Here is a 16,003-nt window from a genome sequence, read left to right as displayed (position 1 = left end):
GTTTGACTCGCCCCGCCCAGAGCGCGATGGACTGTGATTCAAAGGGGAGGGCATCGGGCCGGGCGCGCAGACCGTGCGCCTGGGCGCTGTCCGGTCGGTGTGCGAGGCGTCTGGCGGCGTTGCCACAACGGGAACCTCGAGACGAAATCGGTGACGGCTGCTTACCGCGAGGTGAGGGTTTACGCCCTCTCGATGCGTCGGGTTTCTGTGCGGCGCGACGTTGCGCCCCATCCCCTCTCAGGTACAGAAAACGTAGGTCCGCAAAAAAACCTTACAACGGATGGGTAAAAAAAACCGATCGTCCGCCCAGAGGAGTGCTAAGCTTGGGCATGAACGAGACTCGCCAAACCCTACTCCTCCGTGCCCAAACCGGCGAAACGGACGCCTGGAAGGACCTGACGATCCTGTATCGTCCCCTCATCCTCGGTTGGCTCAATTGCCAGGGCGTTCAGGCACGCGATCTGGAGGATCTCAGCCAGGAGGTCCTGCTCAGCGTCGTCAAGCACCTGCCCAGCTTCCAGCACTCCGGCAACCGGGGCGCGTTCCGCTCCTGGCTACGCACGATCGTCTGCAACCGCACGGTCGATCACTGGCGGGCGATCGACGCGAGCACCCAGGCCAGTGGCGGCCGCCGCGCTACGGCGGCGCTGCAGGAGATCGCCGACCCTGACGTCAGGCTGAATCGGCAATGGGATGAGGAACACGATCGCTACGTTCTTCAGTGCCTGCTGGACCTGGTCGAAGAGGAGTTTGAGCCGCTCACGCTCCAAGCCTTCCGTCGCCTGGCCCTCGACGGGGTGAGTGGCGCGAAGGCGGCTCAGGAGCTGGGGTTGTCCGTGGCGGCCGTCTACGTGGCGAAGTCACGCGTCCTCAAGCGCATCCGTCAGGAGGCCGAAGGGCTCATCGACTGACCGCAGTGGGGCCCATTTGGAGTTTGTACCCCACCGTTCGTGTAAGGTTTTCCATCTCTCAAGCGTTTCTCTCGGGGAACGCGGCGTTGTCGTTTCGCCGTTCGACAAACCTTTGAATGGCATGTGATGACTGAGGCCACGTTGAACCATCCGGGAGACGAAGCGCTGCGTGCGCTGTCGTTGGGCCAGCTCAGCGAGTTCGAGCTGGTTCAGATCTCGAGTCACCTCGACGACTGTCCGGTGTGTTGCGGCCGCATCGATCAACTGACCACCGATGATGATCTGCTGACGCGGCTCCAGCAAAGCGCTGCCAGTCGTGAGAACGTGCTGGTCAGCCCGGCCCAGCGCCGCTCGGCGGTTCGCGCACTGCGCCAGTTGGAGGAGGGCAGGTCGGTCACGCGAAAACGAGACCGGGAAGCCGGCATCGATTTCGGGATCGCCAATGCCTCGGCCGTGCAAACTCACCGCGATCCGTCGCCTTCCCAGGGCCTTCCAGAAGAGCTGACCAAGTTCCTGGCGCCGCCCGAGCGGCCCGACGAGATCGGACGGCTGGGGCCATACCGCATCCTGTCGGTGCTGGGTCACGGCGGCATGGGTGTCGTCTTCCGCGCGCACGATCCCGCGCTCGACCGAGTGGTCGCGCTCAAGGCCATGCTGCCAGGGATGGCCGCCGTGTCCACCGCCAAGGAGCGATTCCTCCGCGAAGCCAAGGCGGCCGCGGCGCTGAAGCATCCGCACGTCGTCACCGTATTTCAGGTGGGTGAGGACCGCGGTGCTCCGTACCTGGCCATGGAGTTCCTGGAGGGCGAGCCGCTCGACAACCGCATTCGCCGCGAGGGTCGGCTGCCTCTGGCCGAGGTCCTGTGCATCGGCCGTGAGGCCGCCCTGGGTCTGGCCGCCGCCCATGCCCGCGGGCTGGTGCATCGGGACATCAAGCCGGCCAACCTGTGGCTGGAAGGATCGACCGGCCACGTCAAGGTCCTGGATTTCGGCCTGGTGCAGGCCCAGGCCGACCAGACGCACCTGACGCAAATGGGCTTGATCGTGGGCACACCGGCGTACATGGCGCCGGAGCAAGCCGAAGGCAAGCCAGTGGACCCGCGCTGCGACCTGTTCAGTCTGGGTTGCGTCTTGTACCAGATGAGCACCGGCTCGCTGCCGTACCACGGCGAGAGCACCATCGCCGTCTTGCGCGCACTGGCCCTTCACGAGCCGCCGCCGGTGTGCGAGGTACGCCCAGAAGCGCCACTGGGGCTTTCCTCGCTGGTGATCCGCCTGTTGGCCAAGAAACCCGAAGACCGACTCGCCTCGGCTCAGGAAGTGGCGGAGACGCTGCTCGCCCTGGAACAGCTCCCGACGACGCAGTTCTTACCGAAGCCGCAGGCAAGGCCAGCACGAAAGCGCCGCCAACCGCTAGTGGCGGTGGCTGTCGCGGCATTGGCACTGGCGGTATCGCTGCTCCTGGTACTCTGGCCGACGCCGCACGGCACCGTCCGGATCGAGAGCGACGACCCAGCGGTCGAGGTCGTTTTCGACAAGGACGGGCCGACCATCAAGGGCGCCGACAAGGAGCCGATCACGCTGCGGGCCGGGGAGCATGGCGTCCGCATCCAGCGCGGCGACTTCACATTCGAGGCCGACAAGCTGGTGCTGAAGCAGGGGGCGGCGCTGATCCTGAAGGTGGAACTGCTGCAGGGCAAAGTCCAGGTCGTGCAAAACGGCCAGGTGGTAGCGGCCCAGGCCATGCCCTCGGCGGCCCCGCCACTGGCCAAGGCACCATTCGACGCCAGGCAGGCCCGCGACCACCAGGAGGCCTGGGCGAAATACCTCGGCGTGCCGGTCGTGACCACCAACGCGTTGGGTATGACGTTCCGGCTCATCCCGCCGGGCGAGTTCACCATGGGGGTGACGGTCGCGGAGGAGGAAGCCTGGGAGAATATGGGCCCGTACCCGGCCCATGGGCACATGGCGGTTCCTGCCCACCCGGTCCGCCTGCCCCGGCCGTTCTACCTTGGCGAGCGCGAGGTGCGATATGGCGATTTCCTCGACCTCATGAAACGCGAGCCGGGGGATGAGCCGGAATCCCCCCACAATGAGCCGGATGGCGTGCTCCTCAGTCGCTGCACCTGGTTCGACAGCATCGCGTTCTGTAACCGCCTGAGCGAACGGGAAGGGCTCACCCCCGCCTACCAGGTGGCGGGGCAAGCGGTGACGGTGACCCCCGGGGCGACCGGGTATCGGCTGCCGACGGAGGCCGAATGGGAGTTCGCCTGCCGGGCCGGCACGACCTCCCTGTGGCACTTCGGCATGACCGCCCAGGAGGCCCAAGCGAGGTTCGTCCGGAACGCGGCGGCAGCCCAGGCCTACCTCCGGATCCGAACGCCGGACCCCAACCCCTTTGGTCTGGTCGGCATGTACGCCGGCAGCTCGGAATGGTGCTGGGACTGGTATTCCCCAAGCTACTATCGGGACTGCGACGACCGTGGCGTGGTTGTCGATCCCCGGGGGCCCCACGCGGGGGAGGCACGCGTGACCCGCGGGGGAACCTTCTTTGCCGACGCCGGGGGGGACCTGACGCTGAGCAATTCGGCCGCCCGCAATCCTTCCGATCCGAGAAAGCCTCTTGGTATCAATGGCTTCGGCCGGGTCGTGCTGCCCATCCCGACGAAAGGCCAGGCCAATTCATCGTTCAAGCGAGGCGCACCAAGTGATCCATCCGGTCCGTTCGGCCCCCCGTAGTCGCCGCCTTGAATGCTCATCTTCTTGATCAAGACCCGGGACACGCCCAGGGAGAACGGTCGGGTGGCAAACTCGGGATCGACGTCCAGCAGGCCCATCAGCTCGCGCTCCTCCTGGAAGAGTTCATCGCGATGTTCCGAGTCGTCGGGTAATCGCCGGCACTTGCCGGGTCGCCCGAATCGCCAATCTCCGCCCAGTCCGGAGTTGTCCGGCCCCAGAGGGAATCGTCCTCGTCGTCATTCGAAGATTTGGAGCCAGGGCATGGACCGTTGCAGCGCGAGCCGCCCCGCTACCGTCACCTTCGTCTCATCGAGATAAAGGACCTTGAGGTCGGTAAGGGAGGAGAGGTTGGCCAACCCGGCGTCGGTCACCTGCGTCCTGGAGAGGTCGAGCGCCTCGAGTTGCTTCATCTTCGCCAAATGGACGATCCCGGCATCGGTCACCCGTGCCCTGCTTAGCCTAAGGCGCTTCATCCTGACCAGTCCTGCCAGGCGGCCAAGGCCCTTGTCGCTGACCTGCGTCGCGGTCAGGCTCAGCTCTTCGAGGTCCCGCAGATGCCCGATCAATGCCATTCCCGAATCGCTGACCCGAGTGCCGTAGAGATACAGGACGCGAAGCTTCCCCAGCCCGGCCACATGGGCGAGTCCGACGTCACTGATCGACGTTTCGCGCAGTTCCAGCACCTCCAGGTTCGATAGGCCTGCGAGCGAGGCCATCCCTCGGTCGGTGATCGGCGTCCCATTGAGAGAGAGCTCCCGCAGGCCTTGGATGCCTTCCAATGCCGCCAGGTCGGTGTCGGTGACTTTCGCCCCATCGAGGTTAACAACGGCGAGGTCGTGCGTAACGCTGGCGGTCAGCTTGTCCCTGATCCAGGCCGAAGGAGAAGGCGTGCTGGTCACGAGCTCAGGCTGGTGTCGGACGTAGCCACCGAGGCTTTGGGTCGTCGAAGCCGCCTTGTTCTTCCGCCGCGGCTGGTCCATTTTCCACCAGACGCCGATGGTGGCCAGGGTGGTCATAGCCAGGAATGAGCGAAAGCTAATCGATCGGAGTCGCCCAAGGAACTGAAGACGTCCCATCTTCCGACCTCCGATGAGGAAGGGATCGATTCGACCTTCCTCCACGATAACAGTGAACCGGCGGTTTGGCTCTTGGTAATTATTGCGTCTTGGACTCGCCTCACGATTGCATCGCGTACGTCGCACGCGATTTGAACCAATCAAAGACATCTTGTTGCGAGACGTCACTTAGAGCGGTTTCCCGTTGCATTGCGCACAGCGGAGGAAAAAGGGGACTGGCTCCCGGCCCCTGAGCCCTTGACTCTCGCCGAACGCCTTGGAGGCCGGGTGCCCGTCCCCTTTTTCCGTGCGCCAGCCGGTCGGGAACTGCTCTAGGCTACAGCCGGCGGTGATTACGGTCGAGGCGGAAGCAATGTTTTCAGGAAGAGATCGTCAGCCGTGTCCTCAATTCCCACAGGCTCGTGCTCAGGGACGGAGAACATCAATTATGAGCATGTTCGGCGTTTCGACAGTCACAGCCTTCTCTTGTCGACCGAGACAGAGCAATGGGAGCGTGACCGACGAATCGTGAGCGAATCAAGGTTGGAGAATCTGCGCTCACCCCTCCGGCAGCAGCTCGACCAGCCCAACAACCCTGAGTCGCCCGATGATCGCACGGTCATCCTTCCTGGCCACTACGTCCAGCCCACGGCAGAAGGGGCAAACTTCCGTCCTGGGCGCACCGGGACGCACTGTCAAGCAGCCGTGGCCGCCGCAACGGGCGCGGCTGGTCACGCCTTGAATCGCGTCAACGCTCGCCTGTTTACCGTCGCGTGGCGTACGCTCTCGCCGGTTTCAGCCCCGTTGGGGCTGAATCTAAACTAAATCATTCAGTGCATACATAAAGCACAATAGTATTTGCAATTACAGAGTCTTAGAAAGGATTAACGGCATAGCGGGTCACGATCGTGAATCGTTCTGAAATCGGGAAGTGATTTGCGTCCCGTTCCTTACCACGCTCCGGATCGGACGATACCTACTCCGGCTTTCCCGACAATGCACTTGAGGGCGAGTTCGGCGTCGCTTCGGATCGCCGGAGAAGGGTCTTTGAGGGCCTGGGTAAGGGCCTGAGCGGCTGGCGCGGCGGCTTCTCCAAACTCCATGAGGGAGGTGACGGCCCCCTTGCGCCCCTTCTCGTCCTCGTCGCGAAGCGCCCGGATGAGCGCCGGCAGTGCGTCGGTCGCGGCCTCCGCATAGAGTCGTTGCCAGGCACTTCAGTGGGGAGGTCTGGGCGATCCATTGAAAAGGATTGCTCGGCCGCCGACTCGGCTGAATGGCCTTCGACCCGTTCGGCGGCCAGCTCGCTTCTTCTTCGCGCCGCGTTCAGTGATGATGGAGTGCGGCTGCGAAGGATCTCATGCGGTTGCAAGACCTGTCCCGTCTGGGGATGTGCGTGGGCGTTGAATGCGGAACACGCGTCGGACATCATAGACAATACGTCCGAAGACGCCGTTGCCCGATTGCGACCAACGTTGATGCGTTGCGGCCACGGCAGTGTTCCGATTGGTCGCATGTCGCCTGCTCTGTGGTGTTCGAGTCGCTTGAGGAGTTCCCAGACATGACGCGGGAAATGTCAACGGCCGGGCACAAACCGAAGCCGACTCGTCGCAGCCGGCTGGGTAGAGGCCGCGTGCTCAATCTGTCTTCGCTCCTGGTCTTCTCGACCTTTGTAGGTATGGCAAGCGCCGAGCCAGGTCCACATCTCAAGGCTTCCTGGAAGGAGAAAGGTGCGGGGGCTGTCGTCTTCTCGCCTGACGGCAAGTCCCTGGTTTCTTCCGGTAGCGAAGGCTATCAACTTCGCGATGCGGGGACGGGCAAGGCTCGTGCTTTCTTGAGCACGTATAGGCTTGAAGGGACGGTGTTCTCGCCCGATGGACGGTTTCTCTTCGCCAAAGTGGGTTCAGATCGGCACAAGCCAGTGTCGGTCTGCGACCTCAAAGTGTGGGTGGTGGCGACCGGCGAGGAGTACGCCACATTTTCCCATATTTCGGAAAGCTCTAATGCAAGTACCAACTTTTTCGCCCTTTCTCGCGACGGCAAGTTGCTCGCGTTCCTCGATAACTCCGAGCGGCTGCCGATGGAAGTGAAGACGTCCAAGATGATCGTGGACGGACAGATTGAGTTCACGGTGGCCTTCAATCAGAGCAAGGGCTTGCCCCGCGTGAAGCTTTGGGATGTCCACGGGTGGAAGGAGAGGGCCACGGTTGACGGAGGCGCGCCGCTGGTGTTCTCGCCGGACGACACGCGGTTGGTCACGGGAGCCCGAGATTGGCACGACTCGACAGCCAAGGTCTGGGATACGGCGACCGGAAAGCCAGGTGTCGAGTTCGATACCGGAGCGCCCTGGGTAAAGCCGCTCAGCTTCTCCCCCGATGGGAAATACCTCGCGATCGGGACCTCGAGGAAGCAAGAACTGTACGAGCTTGCAAGTGGGCGCAGGTGGCCGGTCCCGACAGCCGAGCATCGAGACAACGCCCCGGTTTTCAGCACGGATGGAAGGGTTCTCTTCCCGGGCGGGCTTCCCCGTATCGACTCGCATCTCGTCGATGCGCGGGGTTATTCCTGCTACGACGTCACCAATCTCCCCCCGATCCGTCTGGAATTAGCAGCGGGCGAACTGATCGTCGCGCCGAACGGGCGTCGATACGCGGCTTTGCTCGGAAAAAGATTTAGTGATGATTCGCTGACCCTCTCGCTCTGCGACCTACCCGCGATGCGCGAGATCGGCCGCGTCGACGCCCTCGGATTGAAAAGTGCCTGGTACTCTCCGGACGGGAGTTGGCTCTTCCTTCTCATCAGACGAAATGACGTCTTTGAGATTCGGGTGCTCGATCCGACGATGACGCTTGTAACGGCCACGATCCCTTTACGGGGCCATTATTCCTCGGGGACCTGTGGTTGGAACTTCTCCCCGGACGGTAAGTCTCTGGCCCTTTATTATCGGACAGGAAGCAACATCTCCCGGCCGGGAGAGCCGGAACCATCGGACCGTCCGTTGAACGTCGAAATCTGGGAGCTCCCGACCCGCTAACCGTTCCAGGCCGATTGTCCACTTGTGGACGAGTCCATCGGAGTTCTCAAACGCGCCATCAAGAAGTTCGCGAGGCTGGCGACCCGAAGTCGCGTTGCCTCGCTCATGATCCTGGTTGCCCTAGTGGCGATCGCGATCTTCGCTGTCCAGAAAACGGTCTTCCAGCAGATTGGGTAGCCAGGCACTTCAGTTGGGACATCTGGGAGCTTCAGTGAAAACGGGTGGTCGCCTGCCGATCTCGGCAGACAATCCAGATTTCCTGCTTTGCCCTCTTTAAAATACCATGCCACCATTCCCGCGTACCCGGCCCATGGGCACATGGCGGTTCCTGCCCATCCGGTCCGCCTGCCCCGGCCGTTCTACCTTGGCGAGCGCGAGGTGCGATATGGCGATTTCCTCGACCTCATGAAACGCGAGCCGGGGGATGAGCCGGAATCCCCCCACAATGAGCCGGATGGCGTGCTCCTCAGTCGCTGCACCTGGTTCGACAGCATCGCGTTCTGTAACCGTCTGAGCGAACGGGAAGGGCTCACCCCCGCCTACCAGGTGGCGGGGCAAGCGGTGACCGTGATCCCCGGAGCAACCGGGTATCGGCTGCCGACGGAGGCCGAATGGGAGATCGCCTGCCGGGCCGGCACGACCTCCCTGTGGCACTTCGGCCTGACCGCGCAGGAGGCCCAAGCGAGGTTCACCCGGAACGCGGCGACAGCCCAGGCCTACCTCCGGATCCGAACACCGGACCCCAATCCCTTTGGTCTGGTCGGCATGTACGCCGGTAGCTCGGAATGGTGCTGGGACTGGTATTCCCCAAGCTACTATCGGGACTGCGATGACCGCGGCGTGGTTGTCGATCCCCGAGGGCCGGATGCGGGGGAGTCACGCGTGACCCGCGGGGGAACCTACTTTGCCGACGGCGGGGGGGACCTGACGCTGAATAATTCGGCCGCCCGCAATCCTTCCGATCCGAGAAAGCCTTTAGATATCAATGGCTTCGGCCTGGTCGTGCTGCCCATCCCGGCGAAAGGCCAGGCCAGTTCGGCAGTCCCCGTTCTGAACCGTTGAGACAGGCTCGCCGGCTGGCTTCAAAAGGTGGCCGCCTTCCCCGCCGAGCAGCAAGTGGAGGCCGTGGCCGCCAATCCGAAGGAGTTGAGCCTCAGCCTCGACAGCAAGCTCGCACAAAAGATCGAGGACGGCGTTGTCATGAGAACCGTTCCCCCACCATCTTTTCGCTCTTCCCCCAAAGCGCCTCGGCACGCTCGGAATCGAGTGCGTAACCACGCACCCCTTCACTGATGACGCTAATCTTGAGATCGTCGGACACGATGACGCCGACGTGACAGTTCTCGCAGGAGCGACCGCCCACTTCGTCGGCTTCCGCGACCACCCCTGTCCAGATCGAGGTCGCCGCTCCCTGCGGGATTGTCTTGAAGAAGGGGGGGCGACCAGACCGAGCGCTCTGCGGACGGGAGTGGGATGTCGTTGGGGCGATTGAGAAAAAAATGTTCGCCCGCCCTTCACCGCCGCTCCGGCAACGTCACTGGCCGCGCTACCGACCGGTCGCGACGCGATCCCTCCTCGTACTGTCCCCTCGGGCTTGTCCGGCATCTTGTTTGGTCCTCGCTGCGGGATAGTATCTTAATTGATGCCGGTCCGCCGTTATTGCGGGATCGCTCCTGAACGCCGCCTCCCGTCGCGTCAGAATCTTGGGGATGTCAATATGACTGCTTCGATTCAGGACGAGGATCGTTGGCGGCGCCGCAAGGCGAAGAAGGCCGCGCGATTGGCCCGGATCTCGCCATGGATGAAGGGCCCTGTGCTGGAGAGTGACGCGATCGTTCAGGCTTTGCAGGCGTTGCTGGAGCCCGGGGACGCCGTGGTGCTCGAAGGCGACAATCAGAAGCAGGCCGATTTCCTGTCGCGCGCGATCGTCCAGGTCGATCCGGCGAAAACGCATGATCTGCACCTGTTGATTTCGAGCGTCAGCCGGCCGGAGCACCTGACGCTGTTCGAGCGGGGCATCGCCCGCAAGCTCGATTTCTCGTACGCCGGCACGCAGAGCGTCCGCCTGGCGCAACTCCTCGAGGACGGCAAGCTCGAAATTGGCGCCATTCACACATACGTCGAATTGTATGCACGCATGTTCGTGGACCTGGTGCCCGACGTGGCCTTGGTCTGCGCCGAGCAGGCCGATCGCCAGGGCAACCTCTACACCGGCCCGAACACCGAGGACACGCCGACCATCGTCGAGGCGACCGCCTTCCGCGATGGTGTGGTCGTCGTGCAGGTCAATGAGCTGGTGGATGAACTGCCGCGCGTCGATATCCCGGCGTCCTGGGTGGACGTCATCGTCGTGGCGGACCGGCCCTACCAGGTCGAGCCGTTGTTCACGCGCGACCCGAGGCAAATCACCGACGTGCAGATCCTGATCGGCATGCTGGTGATCCGGGGCATCTACGAGCGTCACGGTGTGACCACGCTCAACCACGGTATCGGCTTCGACACGGCGGCGATCGAGCTGTTACTGCCGACCTATGGTGAGAAGCTGGGCCTGCGTGGAAAAATCTGCCGGCACTGGGTCCTGAATCCACACCCCACCCTCATCCCGGCGATCGAGAGCGGCTGGGTGGAGAGCGTGTGCTGCTTCGGCAGCGAGGTCGGAATGGCCGACTACACCCGGGCCCGCCCGGACGTGTTCTTCACCGGCCATGACGGCAGTCTGCGGTCGAACCGTGTCCTCGCGCAGCTCGCCGGTCAGTATGGAATCGACCTGTTCATCGGGTCCACGCTGCAGTTGGACGCCGAGGGGAACTCCTCGACGGTGACCCGGGGACGGCTCGCCGGCTTTGGCGGGGCGCCCAACATGGGGAGCGATGCGCGGGGTCGCCGCCACACGAGCGCGGCCTGGCTGGACATGATCCCACGTCCGAGTGCCACCGCGCGCGGCCGCAAACTCGTCGTGCAGGCCGTGGAGACCTTCCACAAAGGCGGCACGCCGACGATCGTCGATACGCTGGACGCCGTCGCAGTTGGCGAGAAGGCCCACATGCCGATGGCGCCGATCATGATCTATGGCGACGACGTCACGCACATCGTCACTGAGGAGGGAGTCGCTTACCTCTGCAAGACGGAGGGCCTGGACGAACGCAAGGCGGCTATCGCGGCCATCGCAGGCGCCACGGAGATCGGTCGCCGCGCGGACCCGGCGCGAACCGCCGAGCTGCGCACCCGCGGGATTGTCGCAACTCCCGAGGATCTCGGCGTCCGCCGAACCGAGGCGAGCCGGACGCTATTGGCGGCACGCAGTATCGAAGACCTGGTCGCTTGGTCGGACGGCCTTTACCAGCCGCCCGCCAAATTCCGGAGTTGGTGAACGATGATGGACCCGACCCTGGATGCTGGCTCCCTTCCTTCCTGGCCGCTGGCCCCCGATGTCTCGGTCGGTCTCAATGGCCGTGCGATGATCGGTCGTCGGAGCTTGCACCTTGATTTCCTGGCCCTTGAGCTGTCTCACTTGGCCGTTGCCGTGCTCCTTGAGGAGGCGGAACTGACGCCCAAGCCGGCGCTTGTGGACCGCCGTGGAAACGGCGCCCATCACGACCTCGACCTGGCGAAGCTGTGTCGCTCCGCACACGCGTTGCAGGACGGCTTCGCTGCCATCGCGCGCGTCGCCGCCGACGAAAAGCCGTCGTTGCGGCTGCGCGAACAGATCGGACGGATCGGACGCGAAATGGAGCAACGCATGCTGGCCGCAACCGACGGCAGCAATGCCCACCGTGGCGCGATCTGGGCGCTCGGGCTGCTGGTCGCTGCGGCCGCCCAGCGCCGTTCGGATCGCAGGCCGGCCAGTCTCGGGGAAGCTGCGGCCGTGCTCGCACGGCTGCCGGACACGGGGTTGGCCACCGACCGGCCTGCGGACCGGCCGCTGAGCCCCGGCGAGCGGGCCCACCTAAGATATGGCGTCGCCGGCGCCCGCGGCGAGGCGCAGGCCGCCTTCCCGCACGCGATCCGCGTGGCCCTACCGGTGCTCCGCGCGGCGCGCGCCCGGGGGGCTTCGGAAGACTGCGCCCGACTCGACGCCCTCATGGCGATCATGGCCAGCCTCGACGACACCTGCCTGCTCCATCGTGGCGGTCGAGCCGCGCTCGAAGCGGCAAAAGCAGGCGCCCGGGCCGTACTCCGCGCGGGCGGGGCAGGGGAGTGTGCCGGACGGCAACACCTGGATCGGCTGCATGCCGACCTCATGGCGCGGTGGGCTTCGCCGGGCGGCAGCGCCGACCTGCTGGCCGTGACCCTCTTTCTCGATCGATTCGGCGACGGATCGCACCCGGCAACCTCACAAACAGGAGAGCTCCGATGGAGACGCTGAACTTCGAGTACGAAGCGAAGCAGCCGTTGCTGCGGCGGGCCCACGTCGGTGTCGTCGGGTCCGGCGATCTGGAAGTACTGATCGAGCCTTCCGACAAGCCGGCCGCGGACGTCCGAGTGCGGACCAGCGTCGCCGGCTATGGCCAGGTGTGGAAGCAAGTGCTCGACCGATTCTTCTCCCGCTTCGACCACGCCGCGCATGTGGAAATCAACGATTTCGGAGCCACGCCCGGGACGGTGACGCTGCGGCTCGAACAAGCTGCGGAGGAGGTGCGGCCATGATGCCGACGAACGACCATGACATCCCGGCTGCCCAGGAGCGCCGCGAGCGCTTCCTGTCGCGCCAGAGTGTCATCGAGATGCGGGCACGCGAGCGCGCCCGGTCGCTTCTCGATCCCGGAACCTTTCGCGAGCTGCTGGGGCCGTTCGATCGCTTGGAATCTCCCTGGCTCCCGCTCCAGGGGATCGTGCCCGAGTCGGATGACGGCGTCATCGTCGCGCGCGGGCAGCTCGCGGGCCGACCCGCTCTGATCATGGCAATCGAAGGTGCGTTCCAGGGCGGCGGGATGGGGGAGGTGTCCGCGAGCAAGATCGCGGCCGCACTCGCACTGGCGCGGCGTGACTGGGAATATGGCAAGCCGATCCTGCCGGTGCTCCTGCTCGAGACCGGTGGTGTTCGTCTTCAAGAGGCCAATCTCGGTGAGGCCGTGGTCGCCGAGATCCATGCCGAGATCCTTGCGCTGCGCCGGCATGTGCCGGTCATCGGCGTCATCACCGGTATGATCGGCTGTTTCGGCGGCATGTCAATCACGGCCGGCCTGTGCAGCTATCTGGTGGCCCTCCCGCAGGCGCGGCTCGAACTGAATGGCCCTGAGGTAATCGAGCAGGAGGCTGGCATCGACGAGCTGGACGCCAGCGACAGGCCGTTGATCTGGAGCCTGATGGGTGGCGAGCAGCGCCACGACACCGGCTTTGTGGACGCGCTGGTCCAGGATGATGCCCGGCTGGTCAAGCAAGCCATCCAGGGGCTTGCGGCACGCGGCGTCCCCGCCCGGCATCGAAGCGAGCAGGTTGAAGACTACAGTCGCCGCCTGGCGAAAATCGATCCGGCCGCGCCGCTGGACGGTCCTGCCTTGCGCCGGCTGTGGCCGAGCGGAGAAATCCAATGACCGCAAACGCGACGCCATCGAGCCGAGGGCGGACCTGGTTCCATGCCCTCGCCGGCCTTGCAGAGTCGGTCGAGGCCAGCCTCGGGACTGTGCTCGTTGCCGACGCGACCTTGGCCGGCGAGCTGGTGCGAATGCTGGCCATCGTGCCGGATCCGCAAAATCGTTTTCCCAGAGCCCGGCATGGCGAACTCGGGCTTGACGAGGGATGGGCGCTTGCCCGGCACGTACGGGACGCGATCGCCGCCGATTCCTCCGGGGTCAAGCGGCCAATCCTTGCGATCGTTGATGTTCAAAGCCAGGCCTACGGGCGGCTCGAGGCGCTTCTGGGAATCCATCTGGCCCTCGCCGCAGCCGTTGACGCCTATGCGGCAGCCCGCATGGCCGGACACCCGGTCGTCGCGCTGATCGTTGGCACTGCTTTATCGGGGGGCCTTCTCGCGCATGGCGCTCAGGCCCATCGGCTGCTGGCGCTGGATGATCCCGGAGTCGTTATCCATGCGATGAGGAAGCAATCGGCGGCGCGCATCACGCGGCGGACTGTCCAGGAGCTGGATGAACTCGGCAAGTCCGTCCTGCCAATGGCGTACGACGTTCGTCAGTACGCCAAGCTCGGCTTGCTGCACGAGCTGATCGCCGGAATCGACGCGGATGCCCCCTCGGTTGCGCAGGTCGGGCGGGTGATGGAGCGGGTCGCCGCGGCCATTGCAGCCATCCGCGAGCATCCCGGTGACCTGACCAGCCGGTTGAACAATGCCGAAGCGCAGGTCCATCGCACCGCATCGATCGAGGTCCGGAGGAGATTGGCAGAGCAATGGGACCAATCGTAAGTGTTGGGGCCCCGGCGCGGCCCCACGACCTCCTCCGGGTCCGGGAGCCGGCGGTGGTGACGGCGGAGGGTCCGACACCATCTTGGGTCGAGCCGGCGTTGAGACGGACTCCCTGGGTGGTCGTCCGCCGCGGCCGCATCCAGGCCGGTCAGATCCCGGTCGGCGTACGCGGCCCAGCGCGATCGCAGCGGTTTCCTGCCTGGCTGGCGGTCGCCGACGTTACCGAGCGGCGATCGCCCGAAGACCTGTGGGACAGTGTGGAAAACCGTCCGACACCGGGTTTGGCCTACGCTCCCGGGCGGGCACGCACGGAGGCGGTTCCGGCTCTGGCCGCACTGGCCCGGGTCGCGCCACTCTTGGCGAGCCGCGGGTACTGCTGGGGACCCGGTGGCAGTGTCGGCTTCGAACTGGCGACGGCTGGTCCGACAGCCTCGGCGTCGAGCGACCTCGACGTCATTCTGCGCCAGTCCTGTCGGCTCGAGCCGGACGAGGCTCGCTCCCTGCAAGCCGCTCTGGTTGCAGCGGCAGCCCCGGCGCGGATTGACGTGCTACTGGAGACGCCGCGTGGAGGCGTCTCACTGACCGACTTGGCCGCTGCTCCGAGGCAGATACTCATGCGGACCGCGGACGGGCCCCGTCTTGTGGCCGATCCCTGGACAACGGACGCAGAGGCTGGGACGGAGGGAGGCTCATGACCGTAGCTTTCCTGTTCCCGGGCCAGGGGGCCCAGAGCGAAGGCCTGCTGGATCAACTGCCGCAACACGCCGAGATCACACGGACTCTCACCGAGGCGACCGAAGTCCTTGGCCTGGATCTGAGCGCTCTCGACGATGCCCAGTCACAGCACTCGACTGTCGCGGTCCAACTCGGGCTGTTGGTCGCTGGGGTTGCGACGGCGCGCGCTCTGATGGCGGAACACGTCCTCCCCGGTGCTGTCGCTGGCATGTCGGTCGGCGCCTTCGGCGCTGCGGTTGCTTGCGGTACGCTGTCCTTTGCCGACGCCCTACGGATCGTCCGGCTGCGCGGTGAGCTGATGCAGGCGGCCTTCCCCGGCGGCTATGGTCTGGCCGCCATTGTCGGCCTCGACGAGGTTCGGGTGGAAAGCCTCGTGGAGCGAATCCGGACCGCGCAGTGTCCCCTCTACGTTTCCAATATCAACGCGCCCCTGCAGATCGTTGTCGCCGGCAGCGACGCTGCGCTGTCCGCGGTGGCTACCCTGGCGACTCAGCACGGCGCGCACCGTGTCGATCGGCTGGCGGTCGGCGTCCCGTCGCATTGCCCACTTCTCCAACCAGTCGGGGAACGCCTGGTGCAGGCGATGGCCGGGCTCCCGCTGAAGCCGCCGGCAATGCCCTACATCAGCAATCGAGGCGGTCGCGCCCTCCGGGAGGCCGAGGCGATCCGCGAGGATCTCGCCACCAACGTCGCGCATCCGGTCCGGTGGTACGATACGCTCGAAGTCCTGCGCGAACTTGGAGCGACGCTCTTGCTCGAGATGGCCCCAGGTCGTGTGTCCACTCAGCTCGTAGCCCAGTCGCTTCCCGGCGTGCGTGCGGTCTCGATCGCGGATCGAGGCCTGCGTTACGCAGCCGTAGTCGCCGCTCGCGAGAACAGGTTTGACTTCCGATCCCCGGTGCCCTGAACGTGCCAGGCTTCCGTCACACTTTATAGAAGCTCTTGGACTGCCTCTTGAAACCTGCGCATGTGTCGTGAATAAGCGGACCAACGGTCATGGCCCCTCCGTTGCGGCGTCTGGCGCTGTTGCGGTCCACCACAATCTTTGGGCCCATCACTCCCGCCGCGACCCCTGCATGGCCCCCGACCGCGAGAACGCCGCCGACGATTTCTGCAACAACGTCACCTGAACCGTTGAGACAGGCTCGCTGGCTTCAGGAGGTGACCGCCC

Annotated in this window: 16 protein-coding genes and 1 pseudogene; 14 read left to right on the top strand and 3 right to left on the bottom strand. The window is 64.8% G+C overall.

The window, feature by feature from the left end; all coding sequences use genetic code 11:
- Positions 1 to 329 precede the first annotated feature (329 nt).
- From V5E97_RS24950 to V5E97_RS24940, 3 genes are all read left to right on the top strand, one after another.
- On the top strand, positions 330 to 911 hold the full coding sequence (locus V5E97_RS24950) for an RNA polymerase sigma factor (protein WP_406694297.1): 582 nt from the start codon (positions 330 to 332) through the stop codon (positions 909 to 911).
- A 126-nt stretch (positions 912 to 1,037) separates the two neighbouring features.
- Entirely contained in the window at positions 1,038 to 3,650 is a 2,613-nt protein-coding gene (locus V5E97_RS24945; RefSeq protein WP_406694296.1) for a bifunctional serine/threonine-protein kinase/formylglycine-generating enzyme family protein, read from the top strand.
- An 8-nt stretch (positions 3,651 to 3,658) separates the two neighbouring features.
- The gene (locus V5E97_RS24940; RefSeq protein ID WP_406694295.1) at positions 3,659 to 3,802 is read left to right on the top strand and encodes a hypothetical protein; all 144 of its coding nucleotides are present in this window, start codon (positions 3,659 to 3,661) and stop codon (positions 3,800 to 3,802) included.
- A gap of 84 nt (positions 3,803 to 3,886) precedes the next feature.
- On the opposite strand, the gene V5E97_RS24935 is transcribed toward V5E97_RS24940, so the two are convergent.
- On the bottom strand, positions 3,887 to 4,726 hold the full coding sequence (locus V5E97_RS24935; RefSeq protein ID WP_406694294.1) for a leucine-rich repeat domain-containing protein: 840 nt from the start codon (positions 4,724 to 4,726) through the stop codon (positions 3,887 to 3,889).
- Positions 4,727 to 5,248: 522 nt separating this feature from the next.
- Here V5E97_RS24935 and V5E97_RS24930 point away from each other — a divergent pair.
- A complete protein-coding gene (locus V5E97_RS24930) occupies positions 5,249 to 5,530 on the top strand; it encodes a hypothetical protein (RefSeq protein WP_406694293.1) in 282 nt (93 codons plus the stop codon).
- 125 nt (positions 5,531 to 5,655) lie between these two features.
- Here V5E97_RS24930 and V5E97_RS24925 read toward each other — a convergent pair whose 3' ends face one another.
- A complete protein-coding gene (locus tag V5E97_RS24925) occupies positions 5,656 to 5,865 on the bottom strand; it encodes a HEAT repeat domain-containing protein (protein ID WP_406701211.1) in 210 nt (69 codons plus the stop codon).
- A 398-nt stretch (positions 5,866 to 6,263) separates the two neighbouring features.
- Here V5E97_RS24925 and V5E97_RS24920 point away from each other — a divergent pair, with 398 nt between their 5' ends.
- From V5E97_RS24920 to V5E97_RS24910, 3 genes are all read left to right on the top strand, one after another.
- The gene (locus V5E97_RS24920) at positions 6,264 to 7,736 is read left to right on the top strand and encodes a WD40 repeat domain-containing protein (protein ID WP_406694292.1); all 1,473 of its coding nucleotides are present in this window, start codon (positions 6,264 to 6,266) and stop codon (positions 7,734 to 7,736) included.
- Positions 7,737 to 7,760: 24 nt separating this feature from the next.
- Complete coding sequence (locus V5E97_RS24915; RefSeq protein ID WP_406694291.1) at positions 7,761 to 7,913, top strand: hypothetical protein; 153 nt, start codon at positions 7,761 to 7,763, stop codon at positions 7,911 to 7,913.
- Between the two features lie 141 nt (positions 7,914 to 8,054).
- A complete protein-coding gene (locus V5E97_RS24910) occupies positions 8,055 to 8,798 on the top strand; it encodes a formylglycine-generating enzyme family protein (RefSeq protein ID WP_406694290.1) in 744 nt (247 codons plus the stop codon).
- A 136-nt stretch (positions 8,799 to 8,934) separates the two neighbouring features.
- Here the strand turns inward: V5E97_RS24910 and V5E97_RS24905 are convergent.
- Positions 8,935 to 9,195: pseudogene (locus tag V5E97_RS24905) on the bottom strand (SDR family NAD(P)-dependent oxidoreductase); the annotation flags it as partial.
- A 258-nt stretch (positions 9,196 to 9,453) separates the two neighbouring features.
- On the opposite strand from V5E97_RS24905, the gene mdcA reads away from it, so the two are divergent.
- Genes mdcA through mdcH form a run of 7 tightly spaced genes read left to right on the top strand, consistent with a single transcriptional unit; the run spans position 9,454 to position 15,739 of the window.
- Positions 9,454 to 11,106, top strand: coding sequence for a malonate decarboxylase subunit alpha (gene mdcA / locus V5E97_RS24900; protein WP_406694289.1), 1,653 nt, complete (start codon positions 9,454 to 9,456; stop codon positions 11,104 to 11,106).
- A gap of 3 nt (positions 11,107 to 11,109) precedes the next feature.
- The gene (locus V5E97_RS24895) at positions 11,110 to 12,102 is read left to right on the top strand and encodes a triphosphoribosyl-dephospho-CoA synthase (RefSeq protein ID WP_406694288.1); all 993 of its coding nucleotides are present in this window, start codon (positions 11,110 to 11,112) and stop codon (positions 12,100 to 12,102) included.
- Positions 12,090 to 12,383, top strand: coding sequence for a malonate decarboxylase subunit delta (locus V5E97_RS24890; protein WP_406694287.1), 294 nt, complete (start codon positions 12,090 to 12,092; stop codon positions 12,381 to 12,383). Before V5E97_RS24895 ends, V5E97_RS24890 begins: the two co-directional genes overlap by 13 nt.
- The gene (locus V5E97_RS24885) at positions 12,383 to 13,270 is read left to right on the top strand and encodes a biotin-independent malonate decarboxylase subunit beta (protein WP_406701210.1); all 888 of its coding nucleotides are present in this window, start codon (positions 12,383 to 12,385) and stop codon (positions 13,268 to 13,270) included. Before V5E97_RS24890 ends, V5E97_RS24885 begins: the two co-directional genes overlap by 1 nt.
- Positions 13,267 to 14,097 carry a biotin-independent malonate decarboxylase subunit gamma gene (gene mdcE, locus V5E97_RS24880; RefSeq protein WP_406694286.1) on the top strand — a complete coding sequence of 277 codons (831 nt, stop codon included), beginning with the start codon at positions 13,267 to 13,269 and terminating at the stop codon, positions 14,095 to 14,097. The genes V5E97_RS24885 and mdcE overlap by 4 nt, the downstream gene beginning before the upstream one ends.
- On the top strand, positions 14,082 to 14,792 hold the full coding sequence (locus tag V5E97_RS24875; RefSeq protein ID WP_406694285.1) for a malonate decarboxylase holo-ACP synthase: 711 nt from the start codon (positions 14,082 to 14,084) through the stop codon (positions 14,790 to 14,792). The genes mdcE and V5E97_RS24875 overlap by 16 nt, the downstream gene beginning before the upstream one ends.
- Positions 14,789 to 15,739: a malonate decarboxylase subunit epsilon gene (mdcH, locus tag V5E97_RS24870; RefSeq protein ID WP_406694284.1), complete on the top strand. Its 951-nt coding sequence runs from the start codon at positions 14,789 to 14,791 to the stop codon at positions 15,737 to 15,739. The genes V5E97_RS24875 and mdcH overlap by 4 nt, the downstream gene beginning before the upstream one ends.
- Positions 15,740 to 16,003 lie beyond the last annotated feature (264 nt).

This window comes from Singulisphaera photorubra (assembly GCF_045290345.1).
Taxonomy (GTDB): Bacteria; Planctomycetota; Planctomycetia; order Isosphaerales; family Isosphaeraceae; genus Singulisphaera.
This window is presented reverse-complemented; position numbering and strand designations above follow the sequence as displayed.